The following is a 21,598-nucleotide window of genomic DNA, read 5'->3' as shown; positions in this document are numbered from 1 at the left end:
TTTTTTATGTAATAAAATATCTATAACAAATATTTATAAAAAGTAAAACGGTGTATTACCGTAATTCAAATACAGTATCTGATTATTCAAAAATAATACAGAGGTGTTCCACCTACTTTCTACAAAGAGAAATAATTCCTATTGTATCATCTATTTTTTGTTTGAAGTTATAATCTCATAACTTTTTTTTAACACATTAATATCTTATGGGGGTATAAAATGCTAATAAGTTTCCGGCGGAAACATTAATCACATATTGAGTGATTTTGATATTAAGCATTTCCATGGATAGTTTAGAGGCTTGTCTTAAATACAAACACCGGGGTTGAAATATCTTTGGGTTAAACGCTACAGTAGCGTTCTAATCACTTGCTTTTGTTAGAGTTTGGATACTTTTCATCTCGTTTCAATTCAGAATTTACGTTGACCCTTTTCTTGCTAACAACTTCTGATTTTGCCTGACGTCTGGGTTGTTTAAACAGATCAACATTGATTTCTTGTGATAGCATAAACCGTAAAAAAGATTTATCCTGAAAACGACATGTTTGAGCAATACCCAGTAAAGTGAGATATTGTGGGGCAACCCTCTTATGAAAATAGCCAGAAATTTTTCTCTGCACAGCTATATGACGAAGTGCTCTTTCGGCAGTGTTATTATTCCATGGAATGTCATCTCTATTCAGAAATGTAAAAAGTCCAGCCCTATACTTCTGAAAACGTTTTTGATACTTTTGTGTAATCTCATAGTCATAGGCACTTTCGTCAATATATTTGTGATAAAACTTATCGAGAGACTTTTCATGCTTACGAAGATGGCGCTTTTTTAAACCGTATCTACCAACATCAGCAAAAACCGGATTTATCAATTCTTTAAAATTATTGGCAAAACTTTCAAGTTCAACATTAAATGGGTTTTTCCATAGATCATCATTCAAGTCACGAATAAGATGCACTAAACATTTCTGATGTAGGCATGTAAACGAATCAAATCCGGGATAGAAATCGGTTACGAGAACACCACTGTAAGAGTTAAACCATTTTTCAAGATGTATAGTTTCTCTGGTTTCTGTCATTATGAAATAAACATGAACACCATTTGTAATCCCCCAGACGAAATTATCGACACCTTGAATATTAATTTTCGTTTCATCGACATGAATATAAGGACTATCCAGTATCCGAGTAAGAAGTTGTTCGTTGGTTTTACGATAATATTTCTCTAGATAATTAAAGGCATTTACAACAGTTCCTTGCGTCAAACGTTCTCCGAATAGATCATCCGCAGTCTGTGAGATTACATTGTACGGCAAGCGCAATACCACCCTTTGGTAACCCATCCACGCTAAGAAACCATGGTCGTAAAGCCTTCCTGCAAACTTGGATATTTTTGGTGGATGAAAAATGCGGTGACAAGAAGTGCAATATTTTTTCTTCCCAACATATTTAGTGATTATTTTTCGACATCCGTTGCCAGTAAAAACAAGATCAATAGTTGTATATTCAGATTCATCTTGCATTGTTTCCAGAGACAAACTTGGGTGCCGAGTACAGTTTTGTTTAGATCGCACTTTGACTAGCCTATTGGCTCGTTTCGGAACAATCCGGCAGTATGCGAGGTGTCCTTTCTGACCTCCTGGTTTAATTTGTACAGGTTTTATATCGTTCTCTTCAGAACGTAAAGAGATCCGACGTTTTTTATATGTGGCATGAGCGGATTTTAATATTCCTTCAAAATCATGATGAATGTCTTTCCCAAGCTTACTTGACTCAACCTTCGGTTTGTTAGCAAAATCAATGTCAGTACGAGAATCTGAAAATTTACAAATATTCTTTAGTTCATCGCACAACATTCTAAGAGCGTCACAATCCTCTCTGTTATACGTAATCAGCACTTCCTTTAACGAAGGATCTTTGGTTTGTTCCCATCGATATCTCCAAACCAATGACTGTAATCCAGATGCATTATGATGGCTCCAAGTGGCTCCAATTACTCGACCTAGATCTTTGAGATTGTTTGATCTTACCGGAAAGTATATTTTTCCAAACACAAATGAGGTTACATTAATAAGTCGTTTTTGAATTGTCTGTATATCTAACTCAAACTTCTTCGATACCTTTTCTAAGACTTTAGGTTCAAAATTTCCATAATGGAAAATCGGTGCTCCTGCTTCTCCATTCAAGAGAGATATCACTTTAGAAAATACGACTTCTGTGTCTTGGTAAGAATCTACCCAAAAATTGTAACGCTCTATGTATGCATCCTTACAGATATGAATTCCAAAGAGATAGTAATACTGCTCATCCGTTATGCCTTCTATATCTAAGTAGATTTCTATCGGATGTTCATGTAAGTCTGGTGTTTCATGCAAGTATATTTTATTTGTTCGAATTGCTAATGCCTGCAATTCAACTTTAAATGTTGTTGGTAAAGGAGTGGAACGCTTTTTTCTTCGCCTCGGCTTAAATAAATATGAAAGCTGATTAACTGTAAAAATACCCTTGTTATGGTATTGGGATAGCATCTTTGGTGTCATGCGGTCAAGCAAAGCCAAATCGTCCTTACTTTCAATTTCTTCAAAACACTGCATACGGAATTCGCACAGAGAGCAATGTTTATTTCGTATCATCGGAGGGCATTTAGAATTGGCATGTCCAAATCTGCGCAAAACTTTCAATATTTTTTGAATAGTTGTAATTAGTTTTTCAAGTTGAATCGAACGTGTTTCTAATGCTTTTGTTATAATCTGACCAGTTAATAATTTTTTATGGTAACATTCATTTAATATGTAACCAACCAAAGCTAGATGAATCTTATGTTCTTTACTTATGAGATGAGTTCCTACAACAATTCGAGGTTCATAATGATTTTTTCTTAGTAGATCGCAGGTAACTTTTAAGTCTTCAAATTTCAAAGTTACGTTGCATAGAAAATCCGCATTATCATGATTGCTGTCGAAGTCGCCTATACTGTAGCCAGCTTTTCTCAAGTCTGAGAAATAATCGGTTCGAGCGGCAACAGCCTGTTCTCGAATTATCTCTACGTATTCATGCAGTCCTCCAAGTGCTACTTTATTGTGGAGTAAAAGAAATGCTTTTCTAGAACATAAAGAATAAGCAACCACTGTTTCATCTGTGATCTGTGGTCGTTCATTAATATTTTTCATGACACGGGTAGGTTAGATATGGCATATATAAAATTTTATAAACAGCATGAAACCTTTTGAATCTTACATCCCTACCTGTTAAAAGCTCAAGTAACTGGTAACATCACTATTGTGGTTTTATCCAATTTGACAACCAAGACAAGACATCGTGTGTGTTAGAATTGAACTTTATAAATACATACAAGATTGGTATGTCAAGGATGTTACTTAGTTTCCGTCCGGAAATAGTTTTTTTGGGAGTATCAACTCCTCTTAAAGTGTTAAATTTAAGGGTTTCGTTTCTGGAAAAAATTATATTTTCGGACAGAAACTAAGATAGAATTGTTTGAATCTATTGGGTTGAAATAGAGGTAACAATCCCTCAATTTCCAAGGCAAAACGGGAAACCAGTCTAATATCAAGAACTCATAATTTTACTATATTTCACACTTTTTTACCTGAACCAAAACACTGAATAAAAAGAAGGATGAATTGCTTATAGTAGATTGTTGCAATACTGTGGTTTATAATACTCAAGTGCTTATCAAAATCAAGAGGAATTGTGAATTTGGTTTCAGGGAAGAAGTCACACCTGCCCAGGAGGAAGACAAGGGAAAAGATAAAATATTTTTTATGATTCTAAGGCTAGCGTATCTTTTATAAAAAGTCTAGATTTACAACAGGCACTTTTGATATGCCATTATTTTTGATAATTTCCACTACACAGTCTCGTACAGTATTAAATCTGGGCAAAATCCTTTTTTTTATAATTCTTTCTTCAAATTTCTTCCCTTCGTAACGGGCATCTCTACTAGCTTCTTCAATTTTACGGTAGTCATTAAAAATGGGACGTAACTCATCACGTTCATTCATTGTTTTACGTATTGTAAAATGATTTTGTACGTCTAAACCAAATATTGAACATACTGACTTTAAATAAATACAACTTATGTAAAAGATTATAGTGACTTGCCAATCAGAAAAATCCACATCTTTATAACTACCGGAAGGTTTTTCAGTTATTAACCGAAGAAGATTGGAGTTATGTTCGACTAGATTTAGATATTTATCAATATTGACCATTAAGAAGAAGTTTCAAATTTTTTTCTATCATAATAAACAATTGAACAATTTTCGATATCTTCAATACTTTCATCTTTAGAAATTACTCTTAACCTCAAGTCAAATGTATGATTTTTAAATTTGTCATACATTTCTTGTTCAATAGAAAAGATGCTATCTGCAAGATCATCTGTATCATCATCTACCACAACAACAATTTGCAAGTGATCAGTTTTCTTTTCTTCTCCTACAAAACGTACCAAAGAGTTAATCTTAATTCTTTCTGCAAGATAGAAACCCGGAGTCATCCACTCAGCATTATAATTTTCAGTTAGTGAGATTTCGTATGCTTTGTTTTCATATGGTCTGTTTTCTGTGTCAAAGAAAACTGCACTTTGTTCTTCTGTTTCTGTTATCATTGCGTCTCCTTTCATTTCTTAGAAATAGGAAATCATTTTACTTGGGTTTTCTCAACTAGTATGGCTTCTAAAGGAATGCTTATCTCCGCAAGCTCATCATTGAAATAAATTAGAAAATTATATTTTCCCGGCTTTGGTAATGGCAGGTTATAAGTTTGAATTCCTATCTCTGGCGAAACTAGTCTATTATGAATGTTTATTTTTAATCCTTCAAACGCTGCTAATATAGCATTCTTATCATCGCAAAATTCAACACGTATATTAAATTCACCATCACCATCAGCGAGGCGAACATATAAGGCTAGACTATGATGTGTACAAGGAAAACTAAACGTAAATATTTTTTCAAATATTCCTATCACACTCCATTTATTTGTATTTTGCTCGCGAATGACCGTATCCGCTATAAGAAAAGATTTAATTTTAGGTGTTACAGACACATTGTATCCTTTTATATACGATTATTCTTTTAGAATAAGCATTTTATCTTTAATAAGTCCATCTAGCAACAATTTTATATTCCAGCATAATACATGCCGATTACTTGCTTTAGTGGGATAGATTTAGTATGAAATTGCCGACGCAGGATGGTAAAAGAACTGATTCAACTTCGCCATATGATGGGGGATGGGTGTTCAAAAAGTATCCATACTATTCAAAAAAATCAATTTATTCAACAATTATCAATTGTATTCAACAGTACTTAAATCTTGTTATATCAGGAAGATACTTGATATTCTTAGACTTAGAGAAAGGACAGAATTAGAACTCATAATCTGGAGACCAAATGTTCAAGTCCTGTTACCAACTCTCTCTATTTTATTTAAACTCTTGATAATAAATGGTTGAGTAAATGTCGAAGCTGGAAATCAAACCCTTTACATTAGTATAAAAAAGGGGCATGGTAATTTGCTCACCATACCCCTTAAAATTTTGGTCACAAAATGGTCACAACCTACAGGATTCATTCATCTACCACTTGTCATAACTCTTTATATAACAATATGGGCGATACTGGACTCGAACCAGTGACCCCTTGCTTGTCGAGCAATGGGTCACTGGTTCGAGTGCTGTATAATCAAATATTTGCTATGAAATCAGAAAGGTTTTTAAGTATGTGAGTAAACGGGAAGAAAAGGTTCTTTACTCCCCGATCAAAAACTTAATGGCAATAAAAACCACAAAACCACTGTAGCCACCTATTGAAAAGTATTATCAAAACATAATCAACTCCATCGTAGTCAGCAGGAATCAACAGAATTAAATTGAAATTATGACTCATTGTGTTATAAAGTGATAATGACATAACAGACACTGTATCAGCTAGTTATTACAAATTAATATAATGATATATTTCTCATGAGTAACAACAAAGCAATTCTGATAGTTGCAGACAGCGAGCGGGATTCGAATATGTATTACGCGACAGGTTTTTCTGCACCGGATACTTTTGCTTTTATCCAGAGGAGCAGTGAAAGGTTTATTATTACCAGTGATCTTGAGTTGGACCGTGCAAAATCTCAGTCCAAAGCTGACACGGTACTCTCTTTCTCTAAATACGAAAGGATAGCAAAGAAGAGAAATGGAAAGGCAACCGGCCTTATCGATATAGTTGCCGTGGCTCTGAAGGAAATGAAAATAATAAAGCTACAGGTTCCGGCTAATTTCAGTATAGAATATGCTGACTTTCTGAGAAAAGATGGTTTCAAGCTGGAAGTTAAAAAAGATCCATTCTTTGATTCCAGAGAGGTGAAGAATGATGAGGAAAAAGGGGACATTGTTGCAACTTTACGTAATACGGAAAAAGCTCTTGAAAAGGCAATTGACTGCGTAAGAAAATCGATTGTTAAAGATGGTTTTTTGTTCTCCAGCCGTAATCGCCAGATTACCTCTGAATCGATAAGGAACATAATAAATGTAGAATTGATGAAGAAGGGATGTACGGCAAAGCATACCATTGTATCCTGTGGTGAACAATCCTGTGAACCACACAATGTTGGACACGGTCCGTTAAGAGCAAATGAATCTATTATTTTTGATGTTTTTCCGAAAGATGAGAAAACAGGCTATTATGCGGACATAAGCAGAACAATTGTTAAAGGCAAGGCATCAAGGCGATTAAAAAAAATGTATAAGGCAGTAGCATCTGCACAAGAACTGGTTTTCAAGTCTGCCGGGAACGGAATTAGTGGTGACACCATACACAGGAAAGTCATGAAGCACTTAACATCCCTGGGGTTTAAAACTGGCAAGGCCAAAGGAAAAATGCAGGGATTCTTTCATGGAACCGGTCATGGTGTTGGACTGGACGTCCACGAGCCACCCCGAATATCAAAGGTAAAGTGTACGTTACAGACAGGAAATATCGTAACCGTAGAACCAGGGCTCTATTATCCGGGTATTGGTGGAGTGAGGCTTGAGGATATGATACTTATAACAGATGATGGTTGCAGAAACCTGACAAAATCACCAAAGGTACTTGAAGTGTAGACTATAATTTCCCCCGGACAAACAGCGCCAAGGGCAAGTAAAAGGCAAGAATTTAAACTAATTAAAAAAATGAGACAATTAATACTACTTATAATCATATGTACATTATTTTCTGCCCTTACTTCCTGTAATAAGGTAGAGGAAGTAAAAGTTGAAAAGCTTTCTACATCTCAAGGAGATGAAACTTTAGGAGACGCGATGAAAAGAGCATCTAGAGATTTAAGAAGATTATCAAGCTCTGTTGAAGGCAGAGACTGGGTCGAGATAGAGATGTGGACGAAAGAGCTGAAGGAAGGAATTGGTTACAGCTGTGTAGAGCTATATATGGCTGAACATCGTGGTATTTCAAGTGAATTTGTCATACTGGGCAGTCAATTTTACGACGCGGTAAGAAAACTGACAGAGTCTTGCAAAGAACACGATGTTGAAGCTATAGATTCTAAGTTTGATCGATTGATAAAGACCTGTGATGATTGCCATGATATATATAAAGAGAAAGAAGGTCTGCCATTAATGTTACAGCACTAAAATGTCAATTATAGAAACATGAAAGCGTTATTGATTCTATTTCTATTTCTATCGGTAGCGCTAACGGGATTGATTTCCTGTAAAAAGGCAGAGGAGAAGGCAGTCGATGATGAGGAGATACAGGCGTATATGTCAGAAGACAAAACATTAAAACTGGCAATGAAAAAAACTTCCCGAGATACCAGAAGACTGGCAAAAGCTTTAGAATCCAGGGATTGGATAGAGATTGAGATGTGGGCAAATGAGCTAAAACAGGGAATCGGAGTCAGTTGTGTAAACTTGTATATAAAAACCCATCCAGGCGCATCGGGCGAGTTTATTATATTAAGTGACAGGTTTTATAACGCAACAAACAGGCTAATCCTGTCTTGCAAAAAACAAGACAGTGAAATTGTCGATGTACAATTCGGAAAGATGATAAAGTTATGTGAATTGTGTCACGAAGGATACAAAAAAAATGGTGACAGATAAGGCATTCTATTAATTTCCATAATTTCGAAATATTAAAGAACATTTTCTAATATTTTGAGTTACTCCTCATCTTCATCATCATCATCTTCTTCTTCTTCGTAATCCTCTTCATCTTGTTCTGCATCATCAGTGGCCACTGTAGCAGAAGCAGGTCCTTTCATTGTAGATAAAACACTCTTTGCACCAACAAGAAACCCAAGCCCTACCAAGACGACGGCAAGCAAACAGACTAACCCTCCAACTTTCCGTACTAAGTCACCCGTCATTATGTCATCTAGTTTTTTAAAAAAGTCACCCATAAGAATATCTCCTGATTTAATATTACCCGAATTGTATTGTTTGTGAAAATTATACAAACTTAACAGCGAAATTCAAGGAATAATTCTTCAAATACCATTTGGTATGATATTAAGTGTATCATTAAATTTCAAAGCTATACGTAATTTATTACCACGGTTTGTCACCTCCATTATGTCACTCCTGACAACGACTCCACTACCATCAAGTTTGATTTTTCTTTCTTCAAAGCCAGGCGTGGTAGTGATAGCAGCGATTTTAATTGGAAGAGTTGTGCCAACAGTAAATGCTTCTATATCATTTGTTATTACTTCAAAATAAACGCCGCTCGTACTAATATTTATCGTCTTACCAAGATTCTGGTTTTTAAGTAATATTTCTAAAGAAAGATCTAACCGTGTATCATTTCTTTTGTCAGAGCCTATTTCTTCGACCTTCATACTATCTCCAATATCGTATGAGTGTAACGTGTGCCACGTAGTATTATTCCACTTTAAACTATCCATGAACATGTATAATCTTTTATATATTTTGTGGATAAAACACAAAGCATTAAACTACTGAGTATTTATCAATCTTAGCAATAAATTGTGTTCATATCCATGAAATTATTTTAAATAACATGAACAATTCCCCAAAACACCACATCTTCTTACTGTACAAAGATTTAAACAGGTATGTTTTTGTATAATAATAGTATTACCCGATCTCATTAAGCTTTTTTACGATTTTCACTGATATTTATCATTTATTTTACACACCGAAACCCCACACTCCTATTCCCGATATTTGGATGCATAGCTTTTCTTGCCGTTGAACGTAGCAATAGCCCCATTGTGATAAATCGTGAACCACCTCTAATAATCTTCTTTTCTCCTTTTTCAGGCCCTTTTGGATTTCTCTTAGGACTTTTTACATAATAATCCATATTGGCCCAATCAGCACACCACTCTGCAACACTTCCAGCCATGTCATGGCATCCGTAAGGGCTTTTACCGTCTTCGTGTGAACCAACCGGTTCAGGATCCCCAACATTATATTTTGAATGGTCCCATTCATTACCCCAGGGCCATTTTCTTTCATCAGTCCCTCTGGCGGCCTTTTCCCATTCTGCTTCAGTCGGTAATCGTTTACCGACCCATCCGGCATAAGCACAAGCATCGTACCAATCTATCCTTACAACAGGATACTCCGGGTGATTATAGTAATCATTTTCCCAATTATTGGGTTTATGGTCTTTATTAATTGGTTCATCTTCCCTGCATTTACTATGATCATTTGTTTTTTCTATATAGTCCAGAAACTCATAATATTGAGCATTTGTTACTTCATATTTATCAATATAAAATGCATCAACATAAACTGTGTGACTTGGGCGTTGCTCTCTTTTTATACTATTGTTTCCCATCACAAAATTACCTGCAGGAACAAAAACCATACCACTCTTTTCTTTAATACCCGGCAACGCTTTAGTCATAACTTCATTTCTATCTTTATACTTCTTTATGAGCCTGTTCTTTTTGTCTAAAATACCCTGCAAAACAGCAATCTTGGTTAATACTTTATCTTTATCCTCAGCATCGGGTGACAAATTACAATATTTTCTCAGATGTTTGATTGCGTTTTTATGATTTCCCAGCTTTCCGTACAGTAAACCTATATTGTATTGAAGTTTCGGTATATCCTCGTATAATGCAACTGCTTTTTTGAATTCTGCCAGTGCTTTACCATAATCTTCACTATCCAGAAATGTAATACCCTCTTTAATATGAACAAATGCCTTCTGTCTATTTTCAATAAGCATTTGTTCGTTTACCTTTATCTCTTCAACAGTTACAAGCCTTTCTCCATCGCCTCTGCAGAATACTTCTCCAGGAACGCCTTTTTGTTTACATTTAGGACATATTGAACTTTTCTGTGTTTCTACTAATTTACTCCCATCCTTCCCACAAAACTTAATATCATATGAATATTTCGCTCCACATTCCGGGCATTCATTATGCAATTCCTGTTTAGATGACTCTACCTCTGCAAGTGATGTAGCAGAAACAGATATCCAACACAAAATTAAACTACTACACAATAAAACCTTCTTCTTATAGGAAGTATTTTGTAAAAACACGATATACTTATTCAAAAATTCTAACATTAATATTCTCTCCAAAAGTAAATCTCCACCTGGATGATATTGTCATCTGATCGGAGTAAAAAATCTAATTTAATCATCTTTATCTAAATCCTGTAAGATACTCTTTATTTTAATAATTTGCCCTAAAAGCTCCGCCTCTTTATCCCTTTCCGCGTTAACAATGTGTGCGGGAGCATTTTTAACAAAGTTCTCGTTAAAGAGTTTTTTCCGTACAATTTCCAGGTGCACATTGGCCTTATTCAGATGTTCCTGCTGTTTTTCTTTTTCTGCATCCTTGTCAATAAGACCTTTTAATGGGACAAATATCTGTATATCGTTTACTACCTCGCTTGCAGATGATTCCGGTTTTTCCAAATCAATACCCGTTTCCATGCCATCAAGATTTGCCATCTGGATAATAAAATTTTGATGATTATCAAGCCTGGTTTTAACTTCGTTATCACGGACTGAAATAAGAGCATTCAATGATTTTTTGTTCGGTATATTCATATTACTTCTAATATTTCGTACTGCCCTTACCAGATCTTGAAGTAATGGCATAGTTTCTAATACATTTTTATCAATCTTTGCAGCACCTTTTTTTGGCCATTGGCAAATCATCAAGCTTTCATTTTTCATTGAACCAACAGAAATAGCACTGTTTTGAGCAACCATGCTTTTTAAGTGTTGCCAAATTTCTTCAGTCATGAACGGAGCAAAAGGGTGCAGCAAATGAAGCGTATCGTTAAGAACATATACCAAAGCCTTCTGTGCCGCCATCCTACTCACCGTATTATCCGTATTGTAAAGCCTCGGCTTGATTATCTCCAGATACCAATCACAAAAATCATTCCAGATAAATTCATAAAGAGCTCTTATTGTCTCGTTGAACCTGTAATTCTCCAGGTAGTTTGTGCAAATTTCTGTAACTGAATGAAGACGACTGATTATCCAAATGTCTTCAAAATGATAATCGTCCTCAGTGACTTGCGTATCTGAGAAGCCATCAGGTTCCAGATTCATCATCGCAAATCTGGCGGCATTCCATACCTTATTAATGAAATTCCTACCCATCTCAAACCTGTTTTCATTGAGCTTCACGTCCTGGCCCTCAACAGTTAACATGATTATTGATGTTCTGACCGCGTCAGCTCCGTACTGATCAATCATTAACAGAGGGTCAATTCCATTACCCAGAGATTTGCTCATCTTTCTCCCCAAATCATCGAGGATGGTACCATGTACGTAAACATTTGAAAAAGGGACTTGGTTCCTTATTTCCAGGCCCATCATCACCATCCTTGCCACCCAGAAATATATAATGCCACGGTCAGTAACAAGTGTAGATGTAGGATAGTAATATTTTAACTCCTCAGTCTCTTCAGGCCATCCCATTGTAGAAAAAGGCCATAATGCAGAACTAAACCATGTATCCAGAACATCTGTCTCTTGAATCAACGTATCGTGACCGCATTTAGAACATTTCTCAGGCGCTTCACGAGTAATATTTATCTCATCACAGCTTTCACACTGCCAGGCCGGAATCCTGTGTCCCCACCATATCTGCCTTGAGATACACCAATCCCTCACATTTTCAAGCCAGCTCATGTAGACCTTTGTCCATCTTTCGGGGTAGAAACTGAGATTACCGCTTTTTTGTGCTTTTATTGCAGCTTCTGCCAAAGGTTTCATCTTAACAAACCACTGATCAGAAAGATAAGGTTCTATAACCGTCCTGCAGCGATAACAATGTCCCACTGAGTGGGAATGCGGTTCGACCTTTACAATATGCTTTTCCTGTTTAAGTTCCTCAACCAATGCCTCTCGGCATTCATACCTGTCCATACCGATATAATTATCCGCGTCTCCTCTTATAGATCCATCTTCGTTCATAATTATAACGTGGTCCAGATTGTGTCTCCTGCCGATTTCAAAGTCATTCGGATCGTGTGCGGGAGTGACCTTTACAGCGCCCGTACCAAATTTGGGATCTACCGCTTCATCTGCAATTATTGGTATTTCGCGCCCAACCACTGGGAGAACCAGCATTTCTCCTATCATATCCTTGTATCTTTCATCCTCAGGATTTACAGCAACAGCGACATCACCCAGCAACGTTTCCGGGCGAGTCGTTGCGATATTGACAAACAGATGCGGAGCATCCCGAAAAGGATATCTGATATACCATAGATACCCCTCATGATCTTCATGCTCTACTTCATCATCTGAAATAGCAGTAAGGCATCTTGGGCACCAGTTAGTTATGTATTTTCCCTTGTATATAAATCCTTTCTCATACAGTTTAACAAACGCCTCTTTTACGGCTTTTGATAAACCCTCGTCCATCGTAAATCTTTCTCTTTCCCAATCACACGAAGAACCAAGTTTTCTAAGCTGTTTCAGAATTTCCGAACCGTACTCTTTTTTCCATTTCCACACCTCTTCGATAAACTTCTCTCGTCCAAGCTCATGACGGTTTGTACCTTTTTTCGCCAATTTCCTCTCAACGACATTTTGTGTAGCTATGCCCGCATGGTCAGTTCCCGGCATCCACAGCGTATTAAATCCCTGCATCCTTCTCCACCTTATCAGTATATCCTGTAAGATGTTATTGAGCGCGTGCCCCATATGCAAAACACCTGTAACATTCGGAGGTGGAATTACTATCGTATATGGTTTTTTGTCAGGACCAGGTTCACAATGAAAGAAATTACCTTCTTCCCAGTAACGATACCATTTATCCTCGATCTCCTTCGGGTTGTATTTTGTTGGTATTTCAGTCTCCATCTTCATCCTTTAAAAGTTTATATTCAATACTTTCTACAAGGGCCTGCCAGCTAGCCTCAATCAGATTTTCCGATACCCCTACAGTGCCCCAGGTATCTTTGTGATCACGTGATTCAATTATGACCCTTACCTTCGCGGCAGTCGCCTCTTTAGGATTAATAACACGTACCTTAAAATCGACAAGATGCATATCAGAAAGAGATGGATAGAATTCCTTAAGGGCTTTCCGTAATGCGCCGTCCAGAGCATTTACAGGCCCGTCACCATCGCTTGCAGTCAATTCCTCTACACCATTAACCTTTATTTTAACCGTCGCACGGGTAATAGAGTTCCCATTTTTTCCTTTTTCTACAATTACTCTGAAATCTTCCAGATCGAAAAAACCTTTATGTTTACCCAGCACCTTCTTCACCAGGAGATCAAAGGAGCCTTCCGCGGATTCAAAATGATACCCCTCGTTCTCCATATCCTGGACTCTATTCAGGATCTTTCGCATTGTTTTCTGATCGTGTTCTATCTTATATTTTTCTACCTTCTTTAGAATATTTGAGCTTCCGGAAAGCTCCGAGATCAGGATCCTTCTCTCGTTGCCGACTGCTTCCGGTTCTATATGCTCATAAGTACTCCTGTTCTTTTGTATCGCATTTACGTGCAGACCGCCTTTATGCGCGAACGCGCTTGAACCTACAAAAGGTTGATTAGGCATGGGCACAAAGTTTGCAATTTCATTAACATACCTTGATATCTCAGTAAGCTTTTTCAGTTCCGAATTACCAATATACCTGCATCTGAATTTACTCTTTAACACCAGGTCAGGTATTACCGAACAGAGATTCGCGTTGCCGCATCTCTCTCCAAGCCCGTTAATCGTACCCTGTACATGCCTGGCACCGGAATTAACGGCTGCAAGTGTGTTGGCCACTGCCAGTTCGCCATCGTTGTGTGTATGTATACCCAGTGGAACTTTTATCTTACTTATGACATTTGCTGTGATCTTTTCCACTTCATGTGGCAAGCAACCTCCGTTAGTATCACAAAGAACAATTGAATCCACCCCTGAGTCCTGAGCAGCCTTCAACACTTTTAATGAATATCTGGCATTATTCTTGTGCCCATCAAAAAAATGTTCAGCGTCAAGGATTACCTCTCTATCATTTGTTTTCAGATATTTGACAGTTTCAGACACCATTTTCAGATTTTCATCCAATGACACATTGAGAACATCAGTTACATGAAAATCCCAACTCTTAGCTACGATTGTCACCACAGGCATCTCTGTTGCGAGCAGGGCCTTTATTCCCGGGTCTTCCGATGCCTTTTTATTCGCCCGTTTTGTACTCCCAAATGCCGCAATCTTAGCATTCTGTAATGAATTCTTCCTGATCTCTTTGAAAAAACTCTTATCCTTAGGATTCGACAAAGGATATCCACCCTCAATATAATCTACACCAAGATCATCAAGCTTAAGTGCAATTCCAATCTTATCCTGTAAGGAGAATGAGATACCTTCGGTCTGACTGCCGTCACGCAACGTTGTATCATATATTATTACTTTATTTCCTGTTTTCATAACATCCGCATTTATGATTAATTAGATATTTTTGTATTTGAATTTATATAAACATAAGGGTAAAATCGTTAAGCTTACGCAAAATTTTAATATTACAGTGCTAAATTGTCTTGTCAAGAACAAACAATTTAACACATTTTATCAATAATGTAGAATACTGGGGGCAAGAATGAAGGATCATCACGGTAAGGGTTCAGGTCATCCCGGTATGCCACATGGCATGCCGGAGGGTACTATAAAGGAAGTATATTCACAAATAAAAGACCATGAAGATGGCAAAGTTTCTCGGAAATATATGAGTAATATGCAAAACCAGCTTCGACTTGTCTTCTGGGAAACAACAGCCGGCTGTAATCTGGAGTGTATTCATTGCAGGAGGCTGGATGTGAGTACCCAGCTGATGAATGATGATTTGACCAAAGAAGAATCCTTCGAACTCGTCGAGGCAATAGCCGAAGCGGGTAAACCTATCCTTGTCTTAAGCGGAGGAGAACCGCTTTTTCGTCCCGATATATTCGACATTTCGAAACACGCGGTAAAACAGGGTTTAACAGTGGCACTGGCTACCAATGGCACATTGGTAGATGAGGCCATGGCAAAGAAAATTGTAGACGCGGGAGTATCCAGAGTATCAATAAGCCTTGACGGCGCGGATGCAGAGACTCACGACATGTTCCGCAAACTAAAGGGATCGTTCAACCAGGCCATAAAGGGATTTAATCATTTGAAGGACCAGGGGATGGGTATGCAGATTAACTGTACTATTGCAAAACATAACCAGGACCAGCTTCGCGACATGTATAATCTTGCCGTTGATCTGGGTGCCGAGGCGATTCATATATTTATGCTCGTTCCGGTAGGTTGCGGTGTTGAAATTGCCGACGACCAGATGCTACCAGCGGACAAGTATGAGGAGCTCCTTAATCTTTTCTATGATTTATCCAAGGAAGCGGTTATACAGACAAAGGCGACATGTTCACCTCACTATTTCAGGATAATGCGAGAACGGGCAAAAGAAGAAGGTGTCAAAATTACACCAAAAACCCATGGAATGGCAGCAATGACAAAGGGCTGTCTGGCCGGAACAGGAGTCTGTTTTGTCTCTCACAAGGGAGAGGTTTTCCCATGTGGATATCTGCCAGTTGAAGCGGGACATATCAAGAAACAGAAGTTTGTAGATATCTGGAAAGATTCTGCTGTCTTCGCCAAACTCAGACAACCTGACCTGCTTGGAGGCAAGTGTGGCCTGTGCGAATACAAAAAGGTTTGCGAAGGTTGCAGAGCACGTGCGTTCTACGAGACAGGGGACTATATGGCAGAAGAACCGTATTGTATCTATACGCCCAAGTTGGCGAGCAAAGGGTAAGCTGAATAGGTGGAATCCATCGAAAAAGAGCAGATCACGAGAAAGGCTAATCATATAAGAAGGCTCTATGATTGGACAATACATTGGGCAGAAACACCTCACAGTACCTGGGCACTCTTTATACTCGCGTTCTGCGAATCCTCTTTTTTCCCAATACCGCCTGACGTTCTATTAATAGCGTTAGCAGTTGCTTTACCAGGTAAATCATTTAAATACGCAATAATATGCTCTGTCGGATCGATATTAGGTGGATGTTTTGGTTATTTTATTGGCTATCAGTTTTTTGAATTTGTCGGAAGGCCGATTATCAGCTTTTATAACATCACTGATATATTTGATACAGTAAGTACACAATATCATAACAACGCATTTTCGGCAATTGCAGTGGCGGGATTTACTCCAATACCCTATAAAGTATTTACCATTGCAGCCGGAGCCTGCAAAATAAATATCTTTACCCTGATCCTAGCATCGGCTTTAAGCAGAAGTGCAAGATTCTTTCTGGTAGCTGGGCTGTTTTATGTATTTGGCCCAAAGATAAAAACGTTTATAGAGAAATATTTCAACATCCTGTCCATCATATTTGTTATATTATTAATCAGTGGTTTTATTGCTGTGAAATATCTCAAATAGTTTAACTTTGTTCCATGCAGTAGTTGCATTTTCATATACAAGGAGAATTATCATGCATAAAAACCTTTTATTACTTTTTTCCATTTTTTTTATTACTTTTTCTTCAATCAGTTACGCGGAAGATTATTTTGTTGGAGATGTACCGGGTGAAGAAAAAAATGTACGTGAACCTGCTGTCTCGGGACGTTTTTATCCCGAATCTGAAGCCGAGCTCTTAAAAAAGATAAACAGTTATCTTGACAAGGCATTGATAGAAAACCTGCCGGGTAAACCAGTAGCAATTATATCACCACATGCCGGATACCAATATTCTGGAGCAGTTGCTGCTTACGGGTATAAAGCCATAAAGGACTACGGATTTAAAAGAGTAATTGTACTTGCTCCAAGTCACTACTCCAGATACAGGGGAGCATCAATACTCGATGTTGAAGCCTATAAAACACCGTTGGGACTTGTGAAATTGAACCAGGGTATTTGTAACAACCTTATAAACAATCCTCCTTTTTTTGGAACATTTAAGAATGCCCACAAAAGAGAACATTCCCTTGAGACTCAATTACCTTTTCTGCAAGTAGTCCTGGGAGACGACATTGAACTGATTCCAGTGCTTATAAGCAGGCTCCATAACGAAGAGTTTGACTTTATTGCCGATAAATTAAAACCATTAATAAACGAAGACACACTGATTGTGGTAAGTTCTGATTTTACTCACTACGGTTACGGTTATGATTATGTCCCTTTTAAAAATGATGTAGAGGCTAATATAAGAAAGCTTGACCACGGTGCATTTGAACGTATCCTCGCCCTGGATATTGACGGGTTCTTCAAATATAAAAGGGCGACCGGAATAACTGCATGCGGGTTTATGCCGATCGCGCTGTTGATGAAACTCTTGCCTGGTAACGTACAGGGAAAAATACTGAAGTATGATACATCAGGCAGCATACTGGGTGATTTTAACAGTTCTGTGAGCTATGCTTCAATAGTGTTTACAAAAGACAATGAACCCCCGGATATTATTGGTAATAATAGTTTAAATAACGAAGAAAAGCTGACCCTACTCAAGCTCGCGAGAGATACACTTGAATGCTGTATTAAGGACGGGAAGAAACCTGATGTAAACTCAGGAGAATACACATTAAGTAAGAACCTGAATGAAAAAAGGGGTGTATTTGTAACCCTTAACAAGAACGGTAATCTACGCGGTTGTATAGGCCACATCCTGCCCAGAGAACAACTTTTTAATGCTGTGATAGATAATGCAATAAATTCTTCAATAAACGATGGACGTTTCAGCCCTGTCAGTGAAGATGAACTACCAGATATTGAGATAGACATCTCGGTACTCAGTCCCATAAATAAGATAAGCGGTGCTGATAAATTCATACCTGGAAAACATGGAATTATCATACGTCTTGGAGGCATGATGGCAGTATTCCTACCTCAGGTAGCTACGGAGCAGGGTTGGGACAGAGAAGAGACACTTACCCACCTATGTAACAAAGCGGGTCTACCATCATTTGCCTGGAAGGACGAGAAGATGGAGTTTTTTGTTTTTACAGCAGAAGTATTCCATGAAGATAAATGCCTGGCCATGAAATAACACTAGATACGGCACATGAACTCAGTGCGAAAAGCCCTACCTGCCGGACGAAGAGTGGGTGCCTTTTGTATGGGGAAGCAAGTGAAATAACGATGCTTTCGCGAGAAGCCAGGGGATAAATAAATAAATTTATTTGCGTGTGCAAATCATCTAAATTAGCGACTGATTGGGCTAATTTATAATGGACAAAAAAGACAAAAAAATACTACTCTCAATAGCAAGAGAGAGTATCAAATCATCAATAACAAACACTCCAGGCGAACATATACAAATTGAAACAACCAGTCCCTCGCTGATCAAAAAGAGCGGTGCCTTTGTAACATTAAAGTCACACGGAAAACTACGAGGATGTATAGGGAGAATGGATTCCAATATACCACTGTACAAACTTGTCTCCGAGATGGCTGTATCGGCTGCCAAAGAAGACCCAAGGTTTAATCAAATCCAACTGTCGGAATTAGAAGACCTGGAAATAGATATATCTGTACTGACGCCTTTACAAAAAATTGATGACCCACTTGACTTCGAGCTTGGCAGGCATGGAATATACATTAAAAAAGCCTTTTCAACCGGATGTTTTTTACCTCAAGTCGCTACTGAAAACGGATGGACAAAAGAAGAATTTCTGTCCCAATGCTGTAGTATGAAAGCAGGCCTCTCACCGGATGCGTGGAAGAGCAAAAACATTGATATTTATATCTTTACATCAGAAATGATATCTGAAAAAACAAATAAGAACAGTTGAGCCCTCATTTATTCTGAAAAACACCTGACACTCTTCATGAGCCACCTCTCCAGCTCCTGGAGTTTGAACTTCTGATCTACTATGCCGCTTGAAAACATCTCGCACGACAACGAGGAATTTGCCTCTATTCCGAGACATACTTTTGAGGTACTTTTTTGAATACAAGCAGGTACTGATCATAACAGGTAGTCGGCTCATCCGTTAACTCAAAACCGGCTTTTACCATTTCCATTATTACCTGTTCTGATGAAACGGTATGGCGTACCTGACCTGGAACCGGAGCCATATCTGCAATCGCAACTACTGTTTTATTCTGTATATAAGGATAAATTTTTTCACGAAAATATCTTACAGGAGTATTGAAATGAAAGTAGGTATATCCGACAAAGAGTATATCAATTTCAACGTTTAGTTGATCAAGTCCCGGGTCGTTTTCCGTTATCTTATGAATGGATACATTATCCATAGAGCCCCTATTCTTTCTCTCTTCCATCCATGTTATCAGTGAAGGTTCAGGGTCAAGTGCAATGATCTTTCCTTCAGGCAATTTCTTGGAAAACAGGTCTACAAAGTACCCTGTACCTGCCCCAAGATCAACTACTGTCATGCCAGGTTGAGTGATCAGCTTACCGACAATATCTGGCCTCTGCCAGTTCTCTCTGTTTGTATCCATTATAGCGGCACAAAGATCAGCATCGCCATAGGAAGGAATACAACCCTTGAAACGCCCTGTATTATTATTTGATTCCATTTCTATTAAAGTGTTTATTTATTATAAAATAATATATCATTACACCCACGATTGTACCCAATAGGTTTGCAAGCATGTCTAAGATATCAAAATTTCTGTTCGGTATGAGGTATTGAATGCATTCTATAAAAAATGAATAAATGCAACAGATTATTATACATATCAGATAATTTAATCTGAAGTGTACTTTTTTTATTAAAATAACTAATAACAGATAAGCAGTAAAATGTGGCAGCTTGTCCCATATACTTTCAGAAACTTTATACTGTACCGGAGTAAGAAAAAAATAGGTTAGAATTAAAAGATACAGAACATAAAAGCTGATTAATAATTTTCTCATATGTATGCTCTTGTTGAAATTACTCAATAATTTAGTACAACAAACACTCCCCTGGACAGACAACGAGAAACTTAATCCCCCTGCTTGTTAAGGAGTGGCAAGGAGTGGTTGTAAATACAAATTATCCTCAGTTTATTTAGTAATTAATTCTTATTCAAACCCCATATTCCTTAAAAAATCAACGCCACTCATTAAATCCTTTTCTGTTTCTCTTGGATGAATTTCCAGTATCTTTATTGTATTTTTCTTAGTATATTTTTTTAACAATTCAAAATCAACATCACCTATTCCCGGAACATGGTGGTCAGAATACCCCTTTACATCATGAAGATGGAAGCCGATGAGAAATTTGCCATAAGAGTCTAGAAGGTCTTCTACCCTCACAAAACCTAAATTTTCCTGTACCTGCGCATGTCCGGCGTCATGCCAGTACCCGATACGTCCATTTCCGAACTCTTTAAAAATTACAGCCATCTCTTCGAAATCTGGACACTCCTCGAAGAAGTATCGGTTTTCTATGCCAATATTAATATCATATCTCTCTGCAGATTTCTGTATCTCATCCATACTCAGCAACATCATATCTAGTGTCTTTCCTTTTTGTATATCTCTCAGCACCCTGATCTGATCAAGCTTACTCACGTATATGTCAGAACCCACCATACCTGTATCATATAATCTGAAAAGCTCCTGGCTCAGCATATCCATTTTTACTCTGCCAAGATGTAAGACAACCGCCCGGGCTCCCATATCAGAAGCAATTTGAATAGTCTTAATGGCATACTTAACAGCCAGAGATCTCTCTTCAACGTCATCTGATGAGAAATGAAATATATCCGCCCCACCTGTTTCATGAATGTCAGGGATAGGAAAGAAGTTGTGTATACTAACTATATTTGTATCCTTCCGGGTTTTCAGAAATTGTTTAATTTCCTCAAATGTATCCTCTGAAATTCTGTATTCCAGCTCTATTTCCCTGAATCCAAGTCTGGTAAGGCTCTCCATGAGTTCCTGACCATTTTTACATTCTCCGGACTTCCAAACAGTAGAAATTCCCAACATGAGAATTCATTCTCCTTTTTTACCAATCAAGTCGCTATTGCATCATAAACTATTTTTCAATATCGAAATGCCTATACTGATATTCAGACAAAACCAACAAGACAAGCACTATGATAATAACTTAAAAGATATAACGGTTCATGACAATTAAAGTATTTACTATTATTTACTAGGATGGGAATATAAATCTAAAGCCTCCAGGT

At 37.7% G+C, this 21,598-nt stretch carries 19 protein-coding genes; 7 read left to right on the top strand and 12 right to left on the bottom strand.

The window, feature by feature from the left end; all coding sequences use genetic code 11:
- Positions 1-365: 365 nt before the first annotated feature.
- From SCALIN_RS18145 to SCALIN_RS18130, 4 genes are all read right to left on the bottom strand, one after another.
- On the bottom strand, positions 366-3,164 hold the full coding sequence (locus SCALIN_RS18145) for a TM0106 family RecB-like putative nuclease (RefSeq protein ID WP_096895872.1): 2,799 nt from the start codon (positions 3,162-3,164) through the stop codon (positions 366-368).
- Positions 3,165-3,800: 636 nt separating this feature from the next.
- Complete coding sequence (locus tag SCALIN_RS18140; RefSeq protein WP_096895871.1) at positions 3,801-4,226, bottom strand: hypothetical protein; 426 nt, start codon at positions 4,224-4,226, stop codon at positions 3,801-3,803.
- Complete coding sequence (locus SCALIN_RS18135; protein ID WP_133112027.1) at positions 4,226-4,624, bottom strand: hypothetical protein; 399 nt, start codon at positions 4,622-4,624, stop codon at positions 4,226-4,228. The genes SCALIN_RS18140 and SCALIN_RS18135 overlap by 1 nt, the downstream gene beginning before the upstream one ends.
- A gap of 32 nt (positions 4,625-4,656) precedes the next feature.
- Positions 4,657-5,064: a DUF6941 family protein gene (locus SCALIN_RS18130; RefSeq protein ID WP_096895869.1), complete on the bottom strand. Its 408-nt coding sequence runs from the start codon at positions 5,062-5,064 to the stop codon at positions 4,657-4,659.
- A gap of 919 nt (positions 5,065-5,983) precedes the next feature.
- Here SCALIN_RS18130 and SCALIN_RS18125 point away from each other — a divergent pair.
- The 3 genes from SCALIN_RS18125 to SCALIN_RS18115 all read left to right on the top strand — a co-directional run bounded on the left by SCALIN_RS18125 (position 5,984) and on the right by SCALIN_RS18115 (position 8,113).
- The gene (locus SCALIN_RS18125) at positions 5,984-7,114 is read left to right on the top strand and encodes a M24 family metallopeptidase (protein WP_096895868.1); all 1,131 of its coding nucleotides are present in this window, start codon (positions 5,984-5,986) and stop codon (positions 7,112-7,114) included.
- Between the two features lie 69 nt (positions 7,115-7,183).
- Positions 7,184-7,642 carry a cytochrome c gene (locus tag SCALIN_RS18120; protein ID WP_096895867.1) on the top strand — a complete coding sequence of 153 codons (459 nt, stop codon included), beginning with the start codon at positions 7,184-7,186 and terminating at the stop codon, positions 7,640-7,642.
- Between the two features lie 18 nt (positions 7,643-7,660).
- Entirely contained in the window at positions 7,661-8,113 is a 453-nt protein-coding gene (locus SCALIN_RS18115; RefSeq protein ID WP_133112025.1) for a hypothetical protein, read from the top strand.
- A gap of 59 nt (positions 8,114-8,172) precedes the next feature.
- On the opposite strand, the gene SCALIN_RS18110 is transcribed toward SCALIN_RS18115, so the two are convergent.
- The 5 genes from SCALIN_RS18110 to cimA form a co-directional block, all read right to left on the bottom strand.
- Positions 8,173-8,412 (bottom strand): hypothetical protein, encoded by a 240-nt coding sequence (locus tag SCALIN_RS18110; RefSeq protein ID WP_096895865.1) that lies wholly within the window; start codon positions 8,410-8,412, stop codon positions 8,173-8,175.
- An 87-nt stretch (positions 8,413-8,499) separates the two neighbouring features.
- Positions 8,500-8,916: a PilZ domain-containing protein gene (locus tag SCALIN_RS18105; RefSeq protein WP_133112023.1), complete on the bottom strand. Its 417-nt coding sequence runs from the start codon at positions 8,914-8,916 to the stop codon at positions 8,500-8,502.
- A 242-nt stretch (positions 8,917-9,158) separates the two neighbouring features.
- Positions 9,159-10,559, bottom strand: a complete 1,401-nt coding sequence (locus SCALIN_RS18100) for an SUMF1/EgtB/PvdO family nonheme iron enzyme (protein ID WP_096895863.1) — start codon at positions 10,557-10,559, stop codon at positions 9,159-9,161.
- A 69-nt stretch (positions 10,560-10,628) separates the two neighbouring features.
- The gene (locus SCALIN_RS18095; protein WP_096895862.1) at positions 10,629-13,325 is read right to left on the bottom strand and encodes a valine--tRNA ligase; all 2,697 of its coding nucleotides are present in this window, start codon (positions 13,323-13,325) and stop codon (positions 10,629-10,631) included.
- Positions 13,315-14,895, bottom strand: a complete 1,581-nt coding sequence (gene cimA, locus SCALIN_RS18090) for a citramalate synthase (protein ID WP_096895861.1) — start codon at positions 14,893-14,895, stop codon at positions 13,315-13,317. Before cimA ends, SCALIN_RS18095 begins: the two co-directional genes overlap by 11 nt.
- Before the next feature lie 295 nt (positions 14,896-15,190).
- Here cimA and SCALIN_RS18085 point away from each other — a divergent pair, with 295 nt between their 5' ends.
- The 4 genes from SCALIN_RS18085 to amrA all read left to right on the top strand — a co-directional run bounded on the left by SCALIN_RS18085 (position 15,191) and on the right by amrA (position 19,242).
- On the top strand, positions 15,191-16,261 hold the full coding sequence (locus tag SCALIN_RS18085; RefSeq protein WP_096895947.1) for a radical SAM/SPASM domain-containing protein: 1,071 nt from the start codon (positions 15,191-15,193) through the stop codon (positions 16,259-16,261).
- A 9-nt stretch (positions 16,262-16,270) separates the two neighbouring features.
- Positions 16,271-16,894 carry a YqaA family protein gene (locus SCALIN_RS18080; protein ID WP_096895860.1) on the top strand — a complete coding sequence of 208 codons (624 nt, stop codon included), beginning with the start codon at positions 16,271-16,273 and terminating at the stop codon, positions 16,892-16,894.
- A gap of 52 nt (positions 16,895-16,946) precedes the next feature.
- Entirely contained in the window at positions 16,947-18,497 is a 1,551-nt protein-coding gene (gene amrB / locus SCALIN_RS18075; protein ID WP_096895859.1) for an AmmeMemoRadiSam system protein B, read from the top strand.
- 181 nt (positions 18,498-18,678) lie between these two features.
- Positions 18,679-19,242: an AmmeMemoRadiSam system protein A gene (gene amrA, locus SCALIN_RS18070; RefSeq protein WP_096895858.1), complete on the top strand. Its 564-nt coding sequence runs from the start codon at positions 18,679-18,681 to the stop codon at positions 19,240-19,242.
- 124 nt (positions 19,243-19,366) lie between these two features.
- Here the strand turns inward: amrA and SCALIN_RS18065 are convergent, their stop codons facing one another.
- From SCALIN_RS18065 to SCALIN_RS18055, 3 genes are all read right to left on the bottom strand, one after another.
- Positions 19,367-19,993, bottom strand: coding sequence for a class I SAM-dependent methyltransferase (locus SCALIN_RS18065; protein WP_096895857.1), 627 nt, complete (start codon positions 19,991-19,993; stop codon positions 19,367-19,369).
- Positions 19,980-20,333 (bottom strand): VanZ family protein, encoded by a 354-nt coding sequence (locus tag SCALIN_RS24145; protein ID WP_096895856.1) that lies wholly within the window; start codon positions 20,331-20,333, stop codon positions 19,980-19,982. Before SCALIN_RS24145 ends, SCALIN_RS18065 begins: the two co-directional genes overlap by 14 nt.
- Positions 20,334-20,483: 150 nt before the next feature.
- The gene (locus SCALIN_RS18055; RefSeq protein WP_096895855.1) at positions 20,484-21,395 is read right to left on the bottom strand and encodes a sugar phosphate isomerase/epimerase family protein; all 912 of its coding nucleotides are present in this window, start codon (positions 21,393-21,395) and stop codon (positions 20,484-20,486) included.
- Positions 21,396-21,598 lie beyond the last annotated feature (203 nt).

Source organism: Candidatus Scalindua japonica, assembly GCF_002443295.1.
Classification (GTDB): Bacteria; Planctomycetota; Brocadiia; order Brocadiales; family Scalinduaceae; genus Scalindua; species Scalindua japonica.
Note: the sequence above shows the minus strand (reverse complement) of the source record. Positions and strands in the feature narration are given on the sequence as shown.